We start from the raw sequence: 14,079 nt of genomic DNA, 5'->3' as shown, positions 1-14,079 counted from the left end.
GTCATTTCAAACCTTGAGGTCGTTCCGATACCAGGTGACAAAATTACGAATTCCGTGCGCGATCGGCGTTGACGGTGCAAAGCCGGCGTCGCGCATCAGATCCTCGACATCCGCGAACGTTTCCAAAAGGTCTCTCGGCAGCAATTCTTTGATCGCCGTCCGACCCAGCCCCTGCTCCAGAATCCGACGACATGCATCAGCTCTTCCGGATGGTGGTTGCCGACATTGTAGACCTTAGACGGCGCATTTGCGGCAGCCGGGTCATCGGCGGGCATCAAGCCGATGAAATCGGCGGCGCCCGTGACCAAAATCGCCTGATCCCTCATCCTGTTCCCAAGGTCTGCTTCGCCCGATCCGTGCTCGATCTTTCGCCCGCGGCGCCTCTTTAGCCTCCGCATCGACGGGGTCGCAATAGCTCCGCTGCCCTGCATGAGGGCTCTCGATCACCGCTATTGCAAGATCGACGCCAAAACCATACCAAAGCGGCCGAATTCGGCGCCTTGCGTCGGGTTGCTTTCAACCCTTGTTCATGCGGGCGAAATGCGCCGAATCCTGCTGTCGACGGCCAAGATCCTGATTTCCGGAGCGCTGCTCTACCTGGCGCTGCGCAAGGTCGATCTGTCCGAACTGTTCTCGCGCTTCACCGTGACCAGCCTGTTCTGGATCGGCTTGGCGATCGCCGTCACGTTCCTGCAAATCTTCGTCGGCGTGTTGCGCTGGCGCGAGGTCAGCGCCGCATGCGGCGCCCCGCTCGAGCTCGGCCGGGCCATGCGCTACAACGTGATCGGATCGTTCTTCAACCAGACCCTGCCCTCGGCGATCGGCGGCGATGCGGTCCGGTTGTGGCTCGTCGCGCGCGCCGGCGCCGGCTGGCGCGCTGCGACCTACTCGATCTTCGTCGATCGCGCGATCGGTTTGATCGCGCTCGCGATCATGATCGTCGCGAGCCTGCCCTGGAGCTACAGCCTCATCGCCGATCCACACGGACGCTCGGCGCTGCTGCTCGTCGACCTCGCGGCGCTCGCGGGTGGTCTCGGCTTCCTGGTCTTCGGCGCGCTGAAATGGCACTGGCTGAGAACCTGGTGGGCCACGCATCACATCCACGCCTGTGCCGTGATCGCCAACCGCGTGATCTTCAGCCGCTCGCGCGGACCAGCCGTCGTGATCCTGTCGCTCGCCGTGCATGTGCTGGCCGTCGTGGTCGCCTGGTGCGTCGTGCAGTCGATCGCGGCGCCGGTCGGCTTCAGCGACGTCTTTATGCTGGTGCCGCCGGTGATGCTGATCACGATGATGCCGATCTCGATCGCCGGCTGGGGCGTGCGTGAAGCCACCATGAGCCTCGCGTTCGGCTTCGCGGGGCTGGCCGCCAACGAGGGGGTCAACGTCTCGCTGCTGTTCGGCGCCGTGTACTTCATCGTCGGCGCGATCGGCGGCCTGGTCTGGATCCTCAGCGCGGAGAAAGCCGCGCAGGGATCGGCGCCGCTCGGGGTACCGGAGTGAACGCGGCCGTTGACGCGCTCGGCGCCGTACCCTCGCTGCTTGCCGTTGCGATTGCCGCGCTGGTGTCGGGCGTCATCACCTGGACCAGCCGTCCCCTGCTCCAGCGTTACGCATTGGCGCGGCCCAACGCGCGGTCCTCTCATCGCATCCCGACCCCGCAGGGTGCGGGCATCGCCGTGATATCAGCGACGCTGCTGGTCGCATCAGCCTGGGCAGCCTGGGCGAACATCGCGATTCCGCCGGCGCTGATCGCTGCAACGGTCTTGATCGCCGTGGTCGGATTTGCCGACGACATCAAGTCGCTGCCGGTGCTCGTGCGCCTCGTGCTGCAGGCCGCAGCTGTCGGCGCCGTCGTGTTCACCACGCCCGAGACCGCGCGCATCGTGCCGGCGCTGCCGCTCGCGCTGGAGCGCGGACTCATCCTGCTGGCGGGCGTGTGGTTCGTGAACCTCGTCAATTTCATGGACGGGCTCGACCTGATGACGGTGGCGGAAGTGGTGCCCGTCACCGCCGCGCTGCTGCTGCTGGGACTGCTCGGCGATTTGTCGTGGCCGGCCGCGCTGATCGCCGCGGCGCTGTGCGGCGCCACGCTCGGCTTTGCGCCGTTCAACAAGCCGGTCGCGAAAGTCTTCCTGGGCGATGTCGGCAGCCTGCCGATCGGCCTTTTGCTCGGCTGGTGCCTGCTCGAGCTCGCCTGGCGCGGGCAGCCCGCCGCGGCGCTGTTGCTGCCGGCCTATTACCTCGTGGATTCGACCATCACGCTGTTTCGGCGCATCGCAAGGCGCGAGCAATTCTGGTCGGCGCATCGCTCGCATTTCTACCAGCGTGCCACCGACCATGGCTTCACGGTCTCTCGCGTGATCGGGGAGGTGTTCGCGCTCAATCTCGTGCTCGCGGGACTTGCCATCGTCACCGCTCGCGCCGGCTCGATGACGATCACGCTGACCGCGCTGTCGGCGGGCGCAATCGCGATCGGCATCGTGCTGCGGCGGTTCTCCCGCCCTCAGGCGTCCTGAGCCACCAGCGCCAGCCGCAGCCCCTCGTCGAGAGACACCGGCGGCTGCCACCCGGTCGCGGTCGCCTTGGCGAGGTTGAGCTCGAGCGAGCCGATCAGGCTGTCATGCGTATCCTGCCGGCCCAACAGGCTCAGCAACGTCCCGAGCAGGTCCGGCGGCATGCCGAACAGCCGCGAGCTCTTGCCGGCAGCCTTGGCCAGCCGCTCGATGAACTCGGGCGTCGAGACCTGCTCCCTGTCGGCCACCAGGAAGATCTCGAAATTGCTCGCGGGATCTGGATGAGAGAGCCGGCGCAGGATGAACGACGACAGGTTCTGCACGGCAAGGAAGGCGCGGTGGTTGCGGATCGCGGCAAAGGGCAGCGGCAGCCCGAGGTTCACTGCACGCGTCAGCAGCGCGAAATTGCCCTTGGCGCCCGCACCATAGACCAGCGGCGGCCTGATCACCGAGACCTTCATGGCGCTGTCGCGCGCCAGCGTCTTCAAGCCCGCTTCGGCCGCGGCCTTGGACATGCCGTAGAGACCGCGCGGCGTCAGGACATCGTCCTCGCTGAACGGCCCGCGGCCCTCATTGCTGCGACCGTGCACGAGAACGGTGCTGATGAAAATGAACTGCCGCACGCCGGCCGTCGCCGCGCTGCGCGCCAGGTGCAGCGTGCCGGCAATGTTGACGTTGCGGTAGAGCTGGACCGCATGCTCTTCGTGCTTGTGATGCACCCGTGCGGCGAGATGAACGACGGCGTCGACGCCTTGAAGCGCGGCCTGCCAGTCGGTTTCGGGGCCGATCGTTTCGATCACGACCTCGTCGTCCATGCCTTCCGGTCTGCGGACCGCGCGGCGGATCGACCATCCCTCGCGCGCCAGTGCGGGCACGACGTGACGGCCGACGAAACCGCTCGCACCCGTCACCAGCACGACTGGCTTGCGCTCGTTCATCGTTGCTCCGGCAGTTCGGGGTTGCGCAACAATTCGTCGACCAAGGCAGCATAGGCGTTCATCGCGGTGACGCGATCGAACTTCGCCGCCGCCTTCACCGCGCGCTCCGCAAAGGCGACACCGTCGGAGCGAGACGCCGCGCGGATCGCCTCGGCCAGTTGATCGGCGCGGCCCGGCGTCACGACCCAGCCCAGCCCGTTCTCCACCACGGTCAACGCGGCCTCGGCCTCCGGTTCGGAGACCAGCACCACGGGACGGCCGACCGCCAGCAGATTGTAGAACCGGCTCGGCACCGACACCCCCGCAACGTCCTTCCGGTACGGAATGATCCAGAGATTGGCAGCCGCCAGGAATGGTTCGAGCTCGGCATCCTCGACCCGTCCCACGAAGGAGACATTGGGCAAGTTCGCCTCAGTCTGCAACTGCTTCAACCGCTCGAAGCCGATGCCCCAGCCGGAGAGCAGGAAGTGGATGTCAGGCTCGTCACTCAAAAGACGCGCCGCCTCGAACACGATCTCCGGATCATGGGTGAAGCCGAGATTGCCCGACAGGCCGACAACGAAACCCGCCGAGAGCGCTTTGCGGAACGGATTATCCGCCGTCACCGGCCGGGGTGCGGCCACGAGCGTCGCCCAGTTCGGGATGAAGCGGATCTTGCTCCGCGTCATGCCGGAATAGCTCAGCAGCGGCCGTTCCGCATCGCGGCCGATGGTGATGACGGCATTGAGCGCGCGGAACATCAGGCTGTTGGCGGCGCGCATCGTCATGGTCACGATCGAACCGGGCTTCAGCAGGCCCGCCATCACCAGCACGTCCGGGAAGAGGTCGTGCATGATCAGCGCCGAGCGCGCGCCCTTCAACTTCGCCGCCGCCGCCACCGCGTAAGGCAGCATGAACGGTGCGGTGACGGTGAGCACGACGTCACCTCGCCTCAACTCCCGTGTCAACGCCAGGAACGTGCGCGCCGCGAACAGCAGTTCGGAGGCGCCGCGCCGCACCAGCGCCGCCTTGCCCGCCATGCGGTTCTTGACGGCGACGACCCGCGGCTTGCCCGGGCCGATCTGCGAGGCCGGCAACGCGCCCGATGAGCCCGACAGCACCACGACCTCGTGATCCCCCGCGATGCGGCAGGCGATCTCGGCCATGATCGCCGCCGTCGTGCTCGGATCAGGCGGGTAGTGCTGGCTCGCCACGACGATCTTGCCTCGAGGCTGCATGATCAGGCCGCGGTCGACCCGAATTCCGGAACCGCATCCTTCAGAATGGTCCTGATGGTGGCCCGATCGTCGCGCGCGATCGCCTGCTCCAGCGCCGCAATCCATTTGCGCAGCGTCTGCATCGGCGGCTCGTTCGGCTGCGCGGCCATGATACCGGCGACGCCGATCTCGCGGGTCGGCTCCTCGGAGGCGAACAGGATTTCGTGCAGGCGTTCGCCGGGCCGCATGCCCGTGAACACGATTTCGATGTCGTAGCCGGGTTGCAAGCCCGAGAGACGGATCATGCGCTCGGCAAGATCAACGATCTTCACCGGCTGGCCCATGTTGAGCACGTAGACCGACACGTCCGAACGCTGCGTTCCGAGCGCATGCGTTGCCGCCGTGATGACGAGATCGCAGGCTTCGCGGATGGTCATGAAGTAGCGGACCATGTCGGGATGCGTGACCGTCACGGGACCGCCGGCATCGATCTGGGCCTTGAACTTCGGCACCACCGAGCCGTTCGACGCCAGCACGTTGCCGAACCGAACCGAGATCAGCCGCATCGACCGCCTGGCGCCGCCGTGACCCGCCGCAAGATCATGGTCGAGCGCCTGGCAATACATCTCGGCGAAGCGCTTGGTCAGGCCGAGCATCGACACCGGCTCGATCGCCTTGTCGGTCGAGATCATCACCATGGCTTCGGCGCCGGCACTGTGCGCCGCATCGGCAACGTTGATCGAGCCGAAGATGTTGGTCTTGACGCCCTCGCTCCAGTCGCGCTCGAGGATCGGCACATGCTTGAGCGCGGCGGCATGGAACACGATGTCCGGCTTGAACTCGGCCATCAGGCGCATGATGCGCTCACGGTCGCGGATGTCGGCGATCCGCCCTTCGATCGAAGCAGCGGTGCCGAGCGCCGCGAGCGTTTCCGTGATCGCGTAGAGCGCCGGTTCGGAATTTTCCACGATCAGAAGACGCGCGGCGCCGAACGCGACGACACGTTCGCAGATCTCGGAACCGATCGAGCCGCCCCCGCCGGTGACGATCACCGCCTTGCCCTCGATCAGGGCCTCGAGCCGCGCATAGTCGATCTTTTCGCTCGGCCGCAGCAGCAGGTCCTCGACGGCGACGGCCGTGAGCCGTGGCGTATCGCCACTCTCGAGCGAGGGCATGCGGCTCACGATCACGCCGAGCTTGCGCGCCCGCATCAGGATCGATTCGGGATGGGCCTCCGGCTCGAATGCCGTCGGCGTCATCACAACGCGCGCGATCCCCTTGCCGCGCTTGGTGAAGTCGGCGACGACATCTTCGATGTCGTCGACGCCGCCCAGGACAGGGACGTTGCGGATGGACTGGCCGCGATCGGAACTCGACGGCGAGAGCACACCGACCGGCCAGATGTGCTTGATCGCCCCGCTCTCGATTCCGCGCAACAGCACCTCGGCGTCCGCGGCGCGGCCGATCAGCAGTGTCGGCGCGGCATCTCCGGTGCGGGCGTGACGCCGAACCCGCGTATAGCGGAAATAGCGGTAGGACATGCGCAACGCGCTGAGGAAGGAGATCTCGATGAACCAGTAGAGGACGATGGTCACCTTGCCGAGGAAGAAGGCGCCGCGGACGTTGGGGGCGACGAAGATGTAGTCGAGCACCAGGAGTGCAACCGTCAGCACGGTCGCGACGCGGATGATGTTCAGCGCGTCGGGCAGCGAAATGAAGCGCCATTTCGTCGTGGTCAGGTTGAAGACGAAGAACACGACCACGCTGAAGGCGAGGAAATAGGGCAAGATCTGGATCAGCAGCGGCAGGCGATCGAAGAAGCCGTCGCCGCCCTCGAAGCGCAGATAGAAGGCGGCGAACAGCGCCGCCGTGGTCGCCAGCAGGTCGTGGAGCGCGATCATGAAATTGCGCAAGGTGAGATGCGAAAGACGCGTCATCCGCTGACCGAAAATCCAGTTAAATGCAACCTGATCGCGCTGATAACCCATCTCGGCCGGACATGCCAGTCAAGGCTTGCCGGTCAAGCTTTGCCGGTCAAGCTTTGCGATCCGGGCGGCCGTTCAGGAACCGGTTACTGTCGCCTTCGCTTCGGCCTGCTGGGCCCGGATCACCATGCCGCCGGCAACGCCGACACCGATGACGTACATCCAGCCCTCGTGGAAGTCGAACAGATGGGAGTTGAACAGCGAGGTGAAGATGTTCTGGACCACGACCAGGAGGCCGACCCAGTTTGCGAGCCCGTCGCCGCGAAACAAGCGCAGATGCAGGATCCAGATGGCGTAGAGAACGGCGACGCCGATGAAGCCCCATTGCACGGCCACGTTCAGCGTCTGGTTATGCGGGTTGCCGATCACCTCGGCGGACGCCAGGTTCTGATCGCCGGGCGTCGCGGCCCGCTCGAACAATCCACGCGTCGAGCCGGTGCCGTGCCCCTTGACCGGCGCCTCCGCGAAGAAGGCGAGGGATTTTCGCCAGAATTCGAGCCGCAACCCGGCCGAGGTCGCCGCGCCTTGTTCGACATAGCGTGTGTAGTCGCTGGCAAAGCTGTCGGCGGTCTTGCGCAATTGCGGCGAGGCCTGCCAGGCGAGAACCGCGCCCACGAGCAGGGCCGCGGAGATGATCGCGATGCTGCGCCATCTCAGATGAAGCAACGCAAACACGCCGAACAGGACCGGAATGGTGACAAGCGCAGTGCGCGACACCACCACGAAGGCCATATTGACGAAGAAGGCGAGCGCAAGCGCCGTGAGCAGCCCTGCGATCCAGTAGCGCTTCTGACGCAGCAACTGCACGATCGGATAGGCGAGCGCGACCGCGCAGAGCGCAAACTCCTGGCTCTGGTCGATGTAGTTCTTGACGAAGATGCCGCGCTCGACGCGGTCGGATTTGAGCGCGAGGTCGGGGTAGAAGGCGACCAGCCAGGACATCACCGACAGCAGCGCGCAGGACACCAGGAAGGCGACGAACACCCAATGTCCGCGCGGCGAGCGCGCAAAATGATAGAGCAGGACCGGCAGCACCAGCAGCTTGACGGTCGGATTGACCGCGTAGAAGCGCGCGCCCCAGGCCGCGTCCGACCACAGCGTCCCGACCAGAGCGAGCAGGACCAGCGCAATCGGCGCCGCGCAGATCGGACGCCTGAGCGATTGCAGGAACTCGCGGACGTCGAGGAACGGCACCATGCAGAGCAGCATCAGGACATTGAATATCGCCGCAAGCGACGTCGACCATGGCAGCGAGGCCGCAGTCAGGATCGCGAACAGATCGACCGTCTCGGACCAAGCCGCCGGACTGCGCAGACGCCGCCACAGCACCTGGCCGGTCGTCTCCCCGGCGAGCGTCGTCACTTGCCCTCTCCCCGCGCGCGATGAACCAGCGCCGTCGTGCTGAAACCCTGGAGAATGTCGACCAGCACCACCGTCCCGCCCGCGGCCTCGACGACCTCATGGCCGACGACCTGCTCGCGGGTGTAATCGCCCCCCTTGATCAGCGCACTCGGCTTGATGCGGGTGATCAGGTCGATCGGCGTATCTTCATCGAAAATAACGACGAGATCGACGGCTTCGAGCGCCGCCAGCACTTCCGCACGCGCTCGCTCGTCCTGAACGGGGCGATCGGCGCCCTTCAGCCGCCGTACCGAAGCGTCGCTGTTCAGCCCCACGATCAGGCGGTCGCAGGCGGAGCGCGCCGCTGTCAGCACCTTGACGTGGCCGGGATGCAGGATGTCGAAGCAGCCATTGGTGAAGCCGACGCGTTGGCCTTGCTTCTTCCATTCCGCGAGCTGCGCGTCGAGCGCGCCGGGCTCGAGCACGATCTTCTCCTCGGCCGCGAGATAGGCATGCGGCAATATCTTTCGCTTCAGCTCGGCCACACTTACGCTGGCGGTGCCCTGCTTGCTGACGGCGACGGCGGCCGCGGCACTGGCCATGCGTAGCGCCGTGTCCCAGTCCGCGCCCGTGGCGAGCGACACCGCGAGCGCCGCGGCAACGGTGTCGCCGGCGCCGGAGACGTCGCGTACCTTGACCGGGAACGCCGGAACGTGAACGGCCTCGCCGTTGCGCGGCACCAGCGTCATGCCGTGCTCGCCTTGCGTGACAAGGATTGCTTCGCAATCGGCGAGCCGCATCACGTCCTCGCTGGCATCGACGATGCTCTGCGGCGTGTCGGCGCGGCTTCGGGTCGCTTCCGAAAATTCCTTGCGATTGGGCGTGAGCAGCGTCGCGCCGCGATAGATCGCCCAGTTCAGGCTTTTGGGATCGACGATCACGGGCTTGCCGAGTTTTCGCGCGGCGTCGATGGTGTGGCGGATGACGCGGGCGGTCAGCACCCCCTTGGCGTAGTCGGACAGCAACACGATGTCGGCGCGCGCGATCTGCGGCAGGATCGCCTCGATCAGCTTGGTCTCGATCGTATCGGAAGCAGGCTGTGCCTGCTCCCAATCCGCGCGCAGCATGTGCGTGGAAAAATGCTCGGAGACGAAACGCACTTTTCGCGTGGTCGGACGCGAGGGGTCGCACACCAGCACGCTTTCGATTGCGCCCTGCTCCGCAAGCGTCGAGGCGAGCTGCCTGCCCGCATCGTCCTCGCCGACGAGGCCGACAAAGATGCAGCGCGCGCCGAGCGCGGCGACGTTGCGCGCGACGTTGCCGGCACCGCCGATATGGATCTCGCTGCGCTGTGCCGTGATGACGGGCGCCGGCGCTTCCGGCGAGATCCGCGACACCTCGCCATAGACGAACTCGTCCAGCATGATGTCGCCGATGCACAGGACCGTGCGGCCTGAGATGGCTTGCGCGAGCGCATCGAAATCGAGAATGGGCGTCGGCATGGTGATGGGCCTCAGCGGAAGCGGTCGGGCCGGTCGAGATAGTCGCCGACATAGGCCTTCACCGCGTCCTCGAGCGTGGTGAAACCACCATTATAGCCGGCGCGGTGGAGGCGATCGACCTCGCTCTGGGTGAAGTACTGGTAGCTGCCGCGGATCTGCTCGGGCATGTCGATGTATTCGATGTTGGGACTTGCGCCGAGCGCGGCATAAGCTGCCAGCATCAGATCCTTGAAGCTGCGTGCCTTGCCGGTGCCGACGTTGAAGATGCCGGACACCGAGGGCGTTGCCAGCAGCCACATGATCACGCGCACGACGTCGTCGACATAGATGAAATCGCGGCGCTGATCGCCATCGACGATGCCCTCGCGATGCGACTTGAACAATTGCACGACGCGGCCCGCTTTGACGTCGTCGAAGCGCCGCGCCAGCACGCTCATCATCGAGCCCTTGTGGTATTCGTTGGGGCCGAACACGTTGAAGAATTTCAGTCCGGCCCATTGCGGCGGCAGCTTCTCGCCCTTCGCGGCGCGCTCGGCGACGGCGAGATCGAACAGGTGCTTGCTCCAGCCGTAGAGGTTCATCGGCCGCAGTTTCTTCAACGCAGCGATCGAAGCATCGTCGTCAAATCCAGCCTCGCCGTCGCCATAGGTCGCCGCCGAGGAGGCATAGATCAACGGCACCGCATTTGCCGTGCACCAGTCCAGGAGGCGCATCGACAGGCGGAAGTTGGTCTCGAACACCAGGTCGCCGTCGGTCGCCGTGGTCGCGGATATCGCCCCGAGATGGATCACGGCATCGAGCTTGCGGCCCTTCAGCCAGTCCGGCAGCTCAGCCGGCGGCACGATATCTACAAGCTGCCGCTTGGCGAGATTGCGCCATTTGCCCTCCGTGCCAAGGAAATCGCAGACGACGACGTCGCTGCGGCCGGCCTCGTTCAGCGCGGCGACGACATTCGATCCGATAAAACCGGCCCCGCCGGTCACCAGCAACATTTCACCTAGCCTGCCCGATGTTTTGCGACCCGATCTTGCCCTAGCGCATGATCCTCCAAAGTGTAAGCGGTTTTGGGATGGCCGCTTTGCCGGCTTTACCTGCCGGCCCGGAGCGGCTAACCGAACCGCCACATCAGCGCACCCCGGCCTTATTAACGAATGAACCAATATTCACAACTTAGTGGAGAGGCAGATCGGAGCGACACGCGCCCGATCCTGATCGTCCCCTACATGTGGATCGGCGATTTCGTCCGGAATCACACCGTCGTGCGGGTCCTGAACGAGCGCTGGCCGAACCGGCCGGTCGATCTGCTCACGACGTCCCTGTGCGCGCCCCTGGTCGATTACATGCCCGGCGTGCGCCAAGGGATCGTGTGGGACCTGCCGCGCGGTCGGCTCGCCGTGGGGCGGCAGTTCGGCCTGGCGAAGCTCCTGCGCGAGCGGAACTACGGCACCGCCCTGGTGCTACCCCGGACCTGGAAGGCCGCCATCGCGCCCGCTTTGGCCGGGATTCCGGAAAGGGTCGGCTTCGTCGGCGAATTCCGGTTCGGCCTGCTCAACCGCTGGCGCTGGGGCGAGAAGAAGCTGCCCCGCTTCATCGACAAGAATGCCGCCCTCGCCCAGCCCGATGGCGCCCCGCTGCCGGCGGAATGGCCGGTGCCGCAATTGCGGGTCCCGGCCGAGGACATCGTCCGCTGGCGGCAGGCCAATGGCCTCAGCGCAGGCGCCGCCGTGGCGCTGGCTCCCGGCTCGGTCGGGGTGTCAAAACGCTGGAGCTACTATCCGGAAGCCGCCCGCCTGCTCGCCGAGCGCGGCCTCGAGGTCTGGGTGGTCGGCGGCCCCGGGGAAAAGGGCCTGGCCCACGAGATCGTCGCGGCCAGCGGCGCCGGGGTCCGGGACCTCACCGGCAATGATCTGCGCAACGGCGTGCTGGCCATGGCTGCAGCCGGCGTCGCGATCTCCAACGATTCCGGCCTGATGCACATCGCAGCTGCCCTGGGCACGCCGACCATGGGTATTTTCGGTCCGACCAGCCCCTATCTCTGGGCCCCCCTCAACGGCCTCGCCGCGACCGTGGTGCAGGACAAGAGCGTGCTGTCCTGCCAGCCCTGCCAGAGCACGATCTGCAAGATGAACGACCACCGCTGCATGCGAGATATCGCGGCGAGCGAGGTGGTGGAGATTGCGCAGCGGGTGCTGGGTGAGGTGGGGTCAAGGGCTTCGACGTGAAGGCCGTCGAGGCTGCGCCGATGATGACATCATGCCGGTGTTTTGCCCGACGAGTCAAATTGAATTCGTAAAATCCGCAGACCACCAACCCACCGCCAAGCCATTGATTTCATTATCCCCGGCTACTGTGCATGGGGTTGTTTTCGCGGTTTTTGTTTTGGTGGCCGTACGACAGGGGTTCAGAGCAGCGGCCGATACACCTCGCCGATCCGCGCTGCCTCGGCATCGAGGCTGAACCGTTCGAGCACCCGTGCCCGCCCGCGTTCGCCCATCGCGGTTGCGGCAGCAACATCGCGCATCAGCGGCTCCAGCGCTGCGACCAGCGCATCCACATCACCGGTCGGGACCAGCACGCCGGTCACGCCATCCTCCACCACCAGTTCGGCCGCGCCGGCGCGCGCGGCGACCAGCGCGCTCCCGGCCGCCATCGCTTCGATCAACGTCAAGCCAAAACCTTCGTTGCGCGAAGTGAAGGCGTAGATGGTCAGCCGCTGATACCAGCGCTGCACATCTTCGATCGGCAGCTCGCCAGTGATGACGATGCGCGATTGCAGACCGGCGGCCTCGATCCGTTTCTTCAGGTCGTTTGCAAAAGCGGCTTGCTCGGGTGTGACCTGGCCGACGATAACAGCGGTGAAATCCGGATAGCGCGGCAGCAGGCGGCACATCGCATCGACGAACACATCGGTGCCCTTCTGGGCGCGCACGCGGCCGAAGCAGCCGATCGCGTAGCGGCCCGGCAGCGCAGTTTCCGCGAAGGCAGCAGTGCGATCCGCCGGCGGCGCATAGACGTCGGTGTCGACGCCGTGCGGAATCACGGTCGCCTTCACTTTCAGGAACGAGGCCGAAAGATCTGACGTCGCGATGATTGCGTCCATGCGCCGGATCAGCCAGCGCGTGATCCAGCTATGATGGCGCTGTGCCGCCGAGGTGAAGACGAGCTTGAGCGGCCAACCGAGCGCACGCAACATCACCCCCGCGATCATCTCGTTGTTGCGGCGCGCGTGCCAGATCACCGGCGCCTTGCGGCGCCACAATCTCAGGAGATCGGCACCGTCCTGGCGCGCGATCCCCTCCGGCGCGTCGGAACCGAACCACGCGGCGCGATAGAGCTTTGCCAGCCGCGGCGCCACCATCCGGTTGGTCGCGGTGACCCCGGAATAGCGCCTGTGCAGATTTGGCACGATCACTTCGAGATCGCTTGGGGAATTCGCCACGCCACGCTCCGTTTCGAAAGTCCCTATACGCAACATTAAGCATAGTGACCAGTTCAGCCGCGCCGATACCCACTCTTCACCACGTAAACGTTAGCTTGGAGCGTTGATCGAAGACGGGTGAGATCATGACTGTGCTTGTCACCGGCGGTGCCGGCTATATCGGAAGCCACACGGTTCTGGCGCTGGCGGAAGCCGGCGAGGACGTCGTCGTGATCGACGATCTCTCCACCGGTTTCTCCGCCTATCTGCCCGAAGGCGTGCCGCTGTTCATTGGCGATGCCGGCGACGAGAACCTGCTCGAAGGCGTGATCGCCCAGCACAACATCGAGAGCATCATCCATTTCGCGGGCTCGGTGGTCGTGCCAGATTCGATGCGCGATCCGCTCGGCTATTACCGCAACAATTTCACGACCGCGCGCAACCTGCTCAACGTCGCGGTCAAGCGCGGCATCGACCGCTTCATCTTCTCCTCGACTGCGGCGGTCTACGGCGATCCGGACCAGGTGCCGGTGCCCGAGCATGCGCCGACACGGCCGCTGTCGCCCTACGGTTCGTCGAAGCTGATGACCGAGATCATGCTGCACGACGTCGCCGCCGCCTACGGCATGCAATACGTGACCTTGCGCTATTTCAACGTTGCGGGTGCCGATCCGCAGGCCCGCATCGGCCTCGCCACCGCCGGCGCCACGCACCTGCTCAAGATCGCGGTGGAAGCCGCCACCGGCCAGCGCGCCAAGATCGACGTGTTCGGCACCGACTATCCCACCCAGGACGGCAGCTGCATCCGCGACTTCATCCATGTCACGGACCTGTCGCAGGCGCATCGCTCGGCGCTCGCCTATTTGCGCAACGGCGGCGCCTCGACGACGCTCAATTGCGGCTATGGCCGCGGCTACTCGGTGCTGGAGACCATCGACGCGGTACGCCGTGTCTCGGGCCGCAGCTTCGCCGTGCAATACGCCCCGCGCCGACCCGGCGACATCATGACCATGGTCGCCGACACCAGCCGTATCCGCGGCCTGCTCGACTGGAAGCCGCAATACGACGACCTCGAGACCATCGCAGCCCATGCGCTGGCCTGGGAGGACAAGCTGTTCCGCGAGCGTCACGGCGAGCTCCGCCACGCCGCCTCGGCCTAGATTCCATTCCAGCGCAAGCCCTTAAT

Annotated in this window: 12 protein-coding genes and 1 pseudogene; 5 read left to right on the top strand and 8 right to left on the bottom strand. The window is 65.6% G+C overall.

Annotated features, from left to right (window positions below):
- Positions 1-6 precede the first annotated feature (6 nt).
- A pseudogene (locus IVB40_RS11990) lies at positions 7-272 on the bottom strand (UDP-glucuronate 5-epimerase); the annotation flags it as partial.
- Here IVB40_RS11990 and IVB40_RS11985 point away from each other — a divergent pair.
- From IVB40_RS11985 to IVB40_RS11975, 3 genes are all read left to right on the top strand, one after another.
- Entirely contained in the window at positions 192-389 is a 198-nt protein-coding gene (locus tag IVB40_RS11985) for a hypothetical protein (protein ID WP_247290851.1), read from the top strand. The pseudogene IVB40_RS11990 and the gene IVB40_RS11985 sit on opposite strands and share 81 nt — an antisense overlap.
- Before the next feature lie 151 nt (positions 390-540).
- Complete coding sequence (locus tag IVB40_RS11980) at positions 541-1,500, top strand: lysylphosphatidylglycerol synthase transmembrane domain-containing protein (protein WP_027566831.1); 960 nt, start codon at positions 541-543, stop codon at positions 1,498-1,500.
- Positions 1,497-2,516 carry a glycosyltransferase family 4 protein gene (locus tag IVB40_RS11975; RefSeq protein WP_247290145.1) on the top strand — a complete coding sequence of 340 codons (1,020 nt, stop codon included), beginning with the start codon at positions 1,497-1,499 and terminating at the stop codon, positions 2,514-2,516. The genes IVB40_RS11980 and IVB40_RS11975 overlap by 4 nt, the downstream gene beginning before the upstream one ends.
- On the opposite strand, the gene IVB40_RS11970 is transcribed toward IVB40_RS11975, so the two are convergent.
- The 6 genes from IVB40_RS11970 to rfaD form a co-directional block, all read right to left on the bottom strand.
- Complete coding sequence (locus IVB40_RS11970; protein ID WP_247290148.1) at positions 2,504-3,451, bottom strand: NAD-dependent epimerase/dehydratase family protein; 948 nt, start codon at positions 3,449-3,451, stop codon at positions 2,504-2,506. The two genes, IVB40_RS11975 and IVB40_RS11970, sit on opposite strands and share 13 nt — an antisense overlap.
- Complete coding sequence (locus IVB40_RS11965; RefSeq protein ID WP_247400495.1) at positions 3,448-4,668, bottom strand: glycosyltransferase family 4 protein; 1,221 nt, start codon at positions 4,666-4,668, stop codon at positions 3,448-3,450. The genes IVB40_RS11970 and IVB40_RS11965 overlap by 4 nt, the downstream gene beginning before the upstream one ends.
- A gap of 2 nt (positions 4,669-4,670) precedes the next feature.
- Positions 4,671-6,584, bottom strand: coding sequence for a nucleoside-diphosphate sugar epimerase/dehydratase (locus tag IVB40_RS11960; RefSeq protein WP_247818920.1), 1,914 nt, complete (start codon positions 6,582-6,584; stop codon positions 4,671-4,673).
- A gap of 123 nt (positions 6,585-6,707) precedes the next feature.
- Complete coding sequence (locus tag IVB40_RS11955) at positions 6,708-7,994, bottom strand: O-antigen ligase family protein (protein WP_247818919.1); 1,287 nt, start codon at positions 7,992-7,994, stop codon at positions 6,708-6,710.
- The gene (gene rfaE1 / locus IVB40_RS11950) at positions 7,991-9,475 is read right to left on the bottom strand and encodes a D-glycero-beta-D-manno-heptose-7-phosphate kinase (protein WP_247400496.1); all 1,485 of its coding nucleotides are present in this window, start codon (positions 9,473-9,475) and stop codon (positions 7,991-7,993) included. Before rfaE1 ends, IVB40_RS11955 begins: the two co-directional genes overlap by 4 nt.
- A gap of 11 nt (positions 9,476-9,486) precedes the next feature.
- Positions 9,487-10,467: an ADP-glyceromanno-heptose 6-epimerase gene (gene rfaD, locus IVB40_RS11945; RefSeq protein ID WP_247400497.1), complete on the bottom strand. Its 981-nt coding sequence runs from the start codon at positions 10,465-10,467 to the stop codon at positions 9,487-9,489.
- Positions 10,468-10,626: 159 nt separating this feature from the next.
- Between rfaD and waaF the strand changes: the two genes are divergently transcribed.
- Positions 10,627-11,697, top strand: a complete 1,071-nt coding sequence (waaF, locus tag IVB40_RS11940) for a lipopolysaccharide heptosyltransferase II (protein WP_247400498.1) — start codon at positions 10,627-10,629, stop codon at positions 11,695-11,697.
- A gap of 179 nt (positions 11,698-11,876) precedes the next feature.
- Here waaF and IVB40_RS11935 read toward each other — a convergent pair whose 3' ends face one another.
- Entirely contained in the window at positions 11,877-12,914 is a 1,038-nt protein-coding gene (locus IVB40_RS11935) for a glycosyltransferase family 4 protein (RefSeq protein ID WP_247400499.1), read from the bottom strand.
- Between the two features lie 125 nt (positions 12,915-13,039).
- Between IVB40_RS11935 and galE the strand changes: the two genes are divergently transcribed.
- The gene (gene galE, locus IVB40_RS11930) at positions 13,040-14,053 is read left to right on the top strand and encodes a UDP-glucose 4-epimerase GalE (protein ID WP_247290164.1); all 1,014 of its coding nucleotides are present in this window, start codon (positions 13,040-13,042) and stop codon (positions 14,051-14,053) included.
- Positions 14,054-14,079 lie beyond the last annotated feature (26 nt).

The organism is Bradyrhizobium sp. 40 (assembly GCF_023100925.1).
Taxonomy (GTDB): Bacteria; Pseudomonadota; Alphaproteobacteria; order Rhizobiales; family Xanthobacteraceae; genus Bradyrhizobium.
This window is presented reverse-complemented; position numbering and strand designations above follow the sequence as displayed.

Excerpts from the sequence above, each read along its gene's own strand:
- IVB40_RS11985 (WP_247290851.1), top strand. The coding sequence starts at position 192 with ATGCATCAGCTCTTCCGGATGGTGGTTGCCGACATTGTAGACCTTAGA.
- IVB40_RS11980 (WP_027566831.1), top strand. The coding sequence starts at position 541 with ATGCGCCGAATCCTGCTGTCGACGGCCAAGATCCTGATTTCCGGAGCG.
- IVB40_RS11970 (WP_247290148.1), bottom strand. The coding sequence starts at position 3,451 with ATGAACGAGCGCAAGCCAGTCGTGCTGGTGACGGGTGCGAGCGGTTTC.
- IVB40_RS11965 (WP_247400495.1), bottom strand. The coding sequence starts at position 4,668 with ATGCAGCCTCGAGGCAAGATCGTCGTGGCGAGCCAGCACTACCCGCCT.
- IVB40_RS11960 (WP_247818920.1), bottom strand. The coding sequence starts at position 6,584 with ATGACGCGTCTTTCGCATCTCACCTTGCGCAATTTCATGATCGCGCTC.
- rfaE1 (WP_247400496.1), bottom strand. The coding sequence starts at position 9,475 with ATGCCGACGCCCATTCTCGATTTCGATGCGCTCGCGCAAGCCATCTCA.
- rfaD (WP_247400497.1), bottom strand. The coding sequence starts at position 10,467 with ATGTTGCTGGTGACCGGCGGGGCCGGTTTTATCGGATCGAATGTCGTC.
- waaF (WP_247400498.1), top strand. The coding sequence starts at position 10,627 with ATGAACCAATATTCACAACTTAGTGGAGAGGCAGATCGGAGCGACACG.
- galE (WP_247290164.1), top strand. The coding sequence starts at position 13,040 with ATGACTGTGCTTGTCACCGGCGGTGCCGGCTATATCGGAAGCCACACG.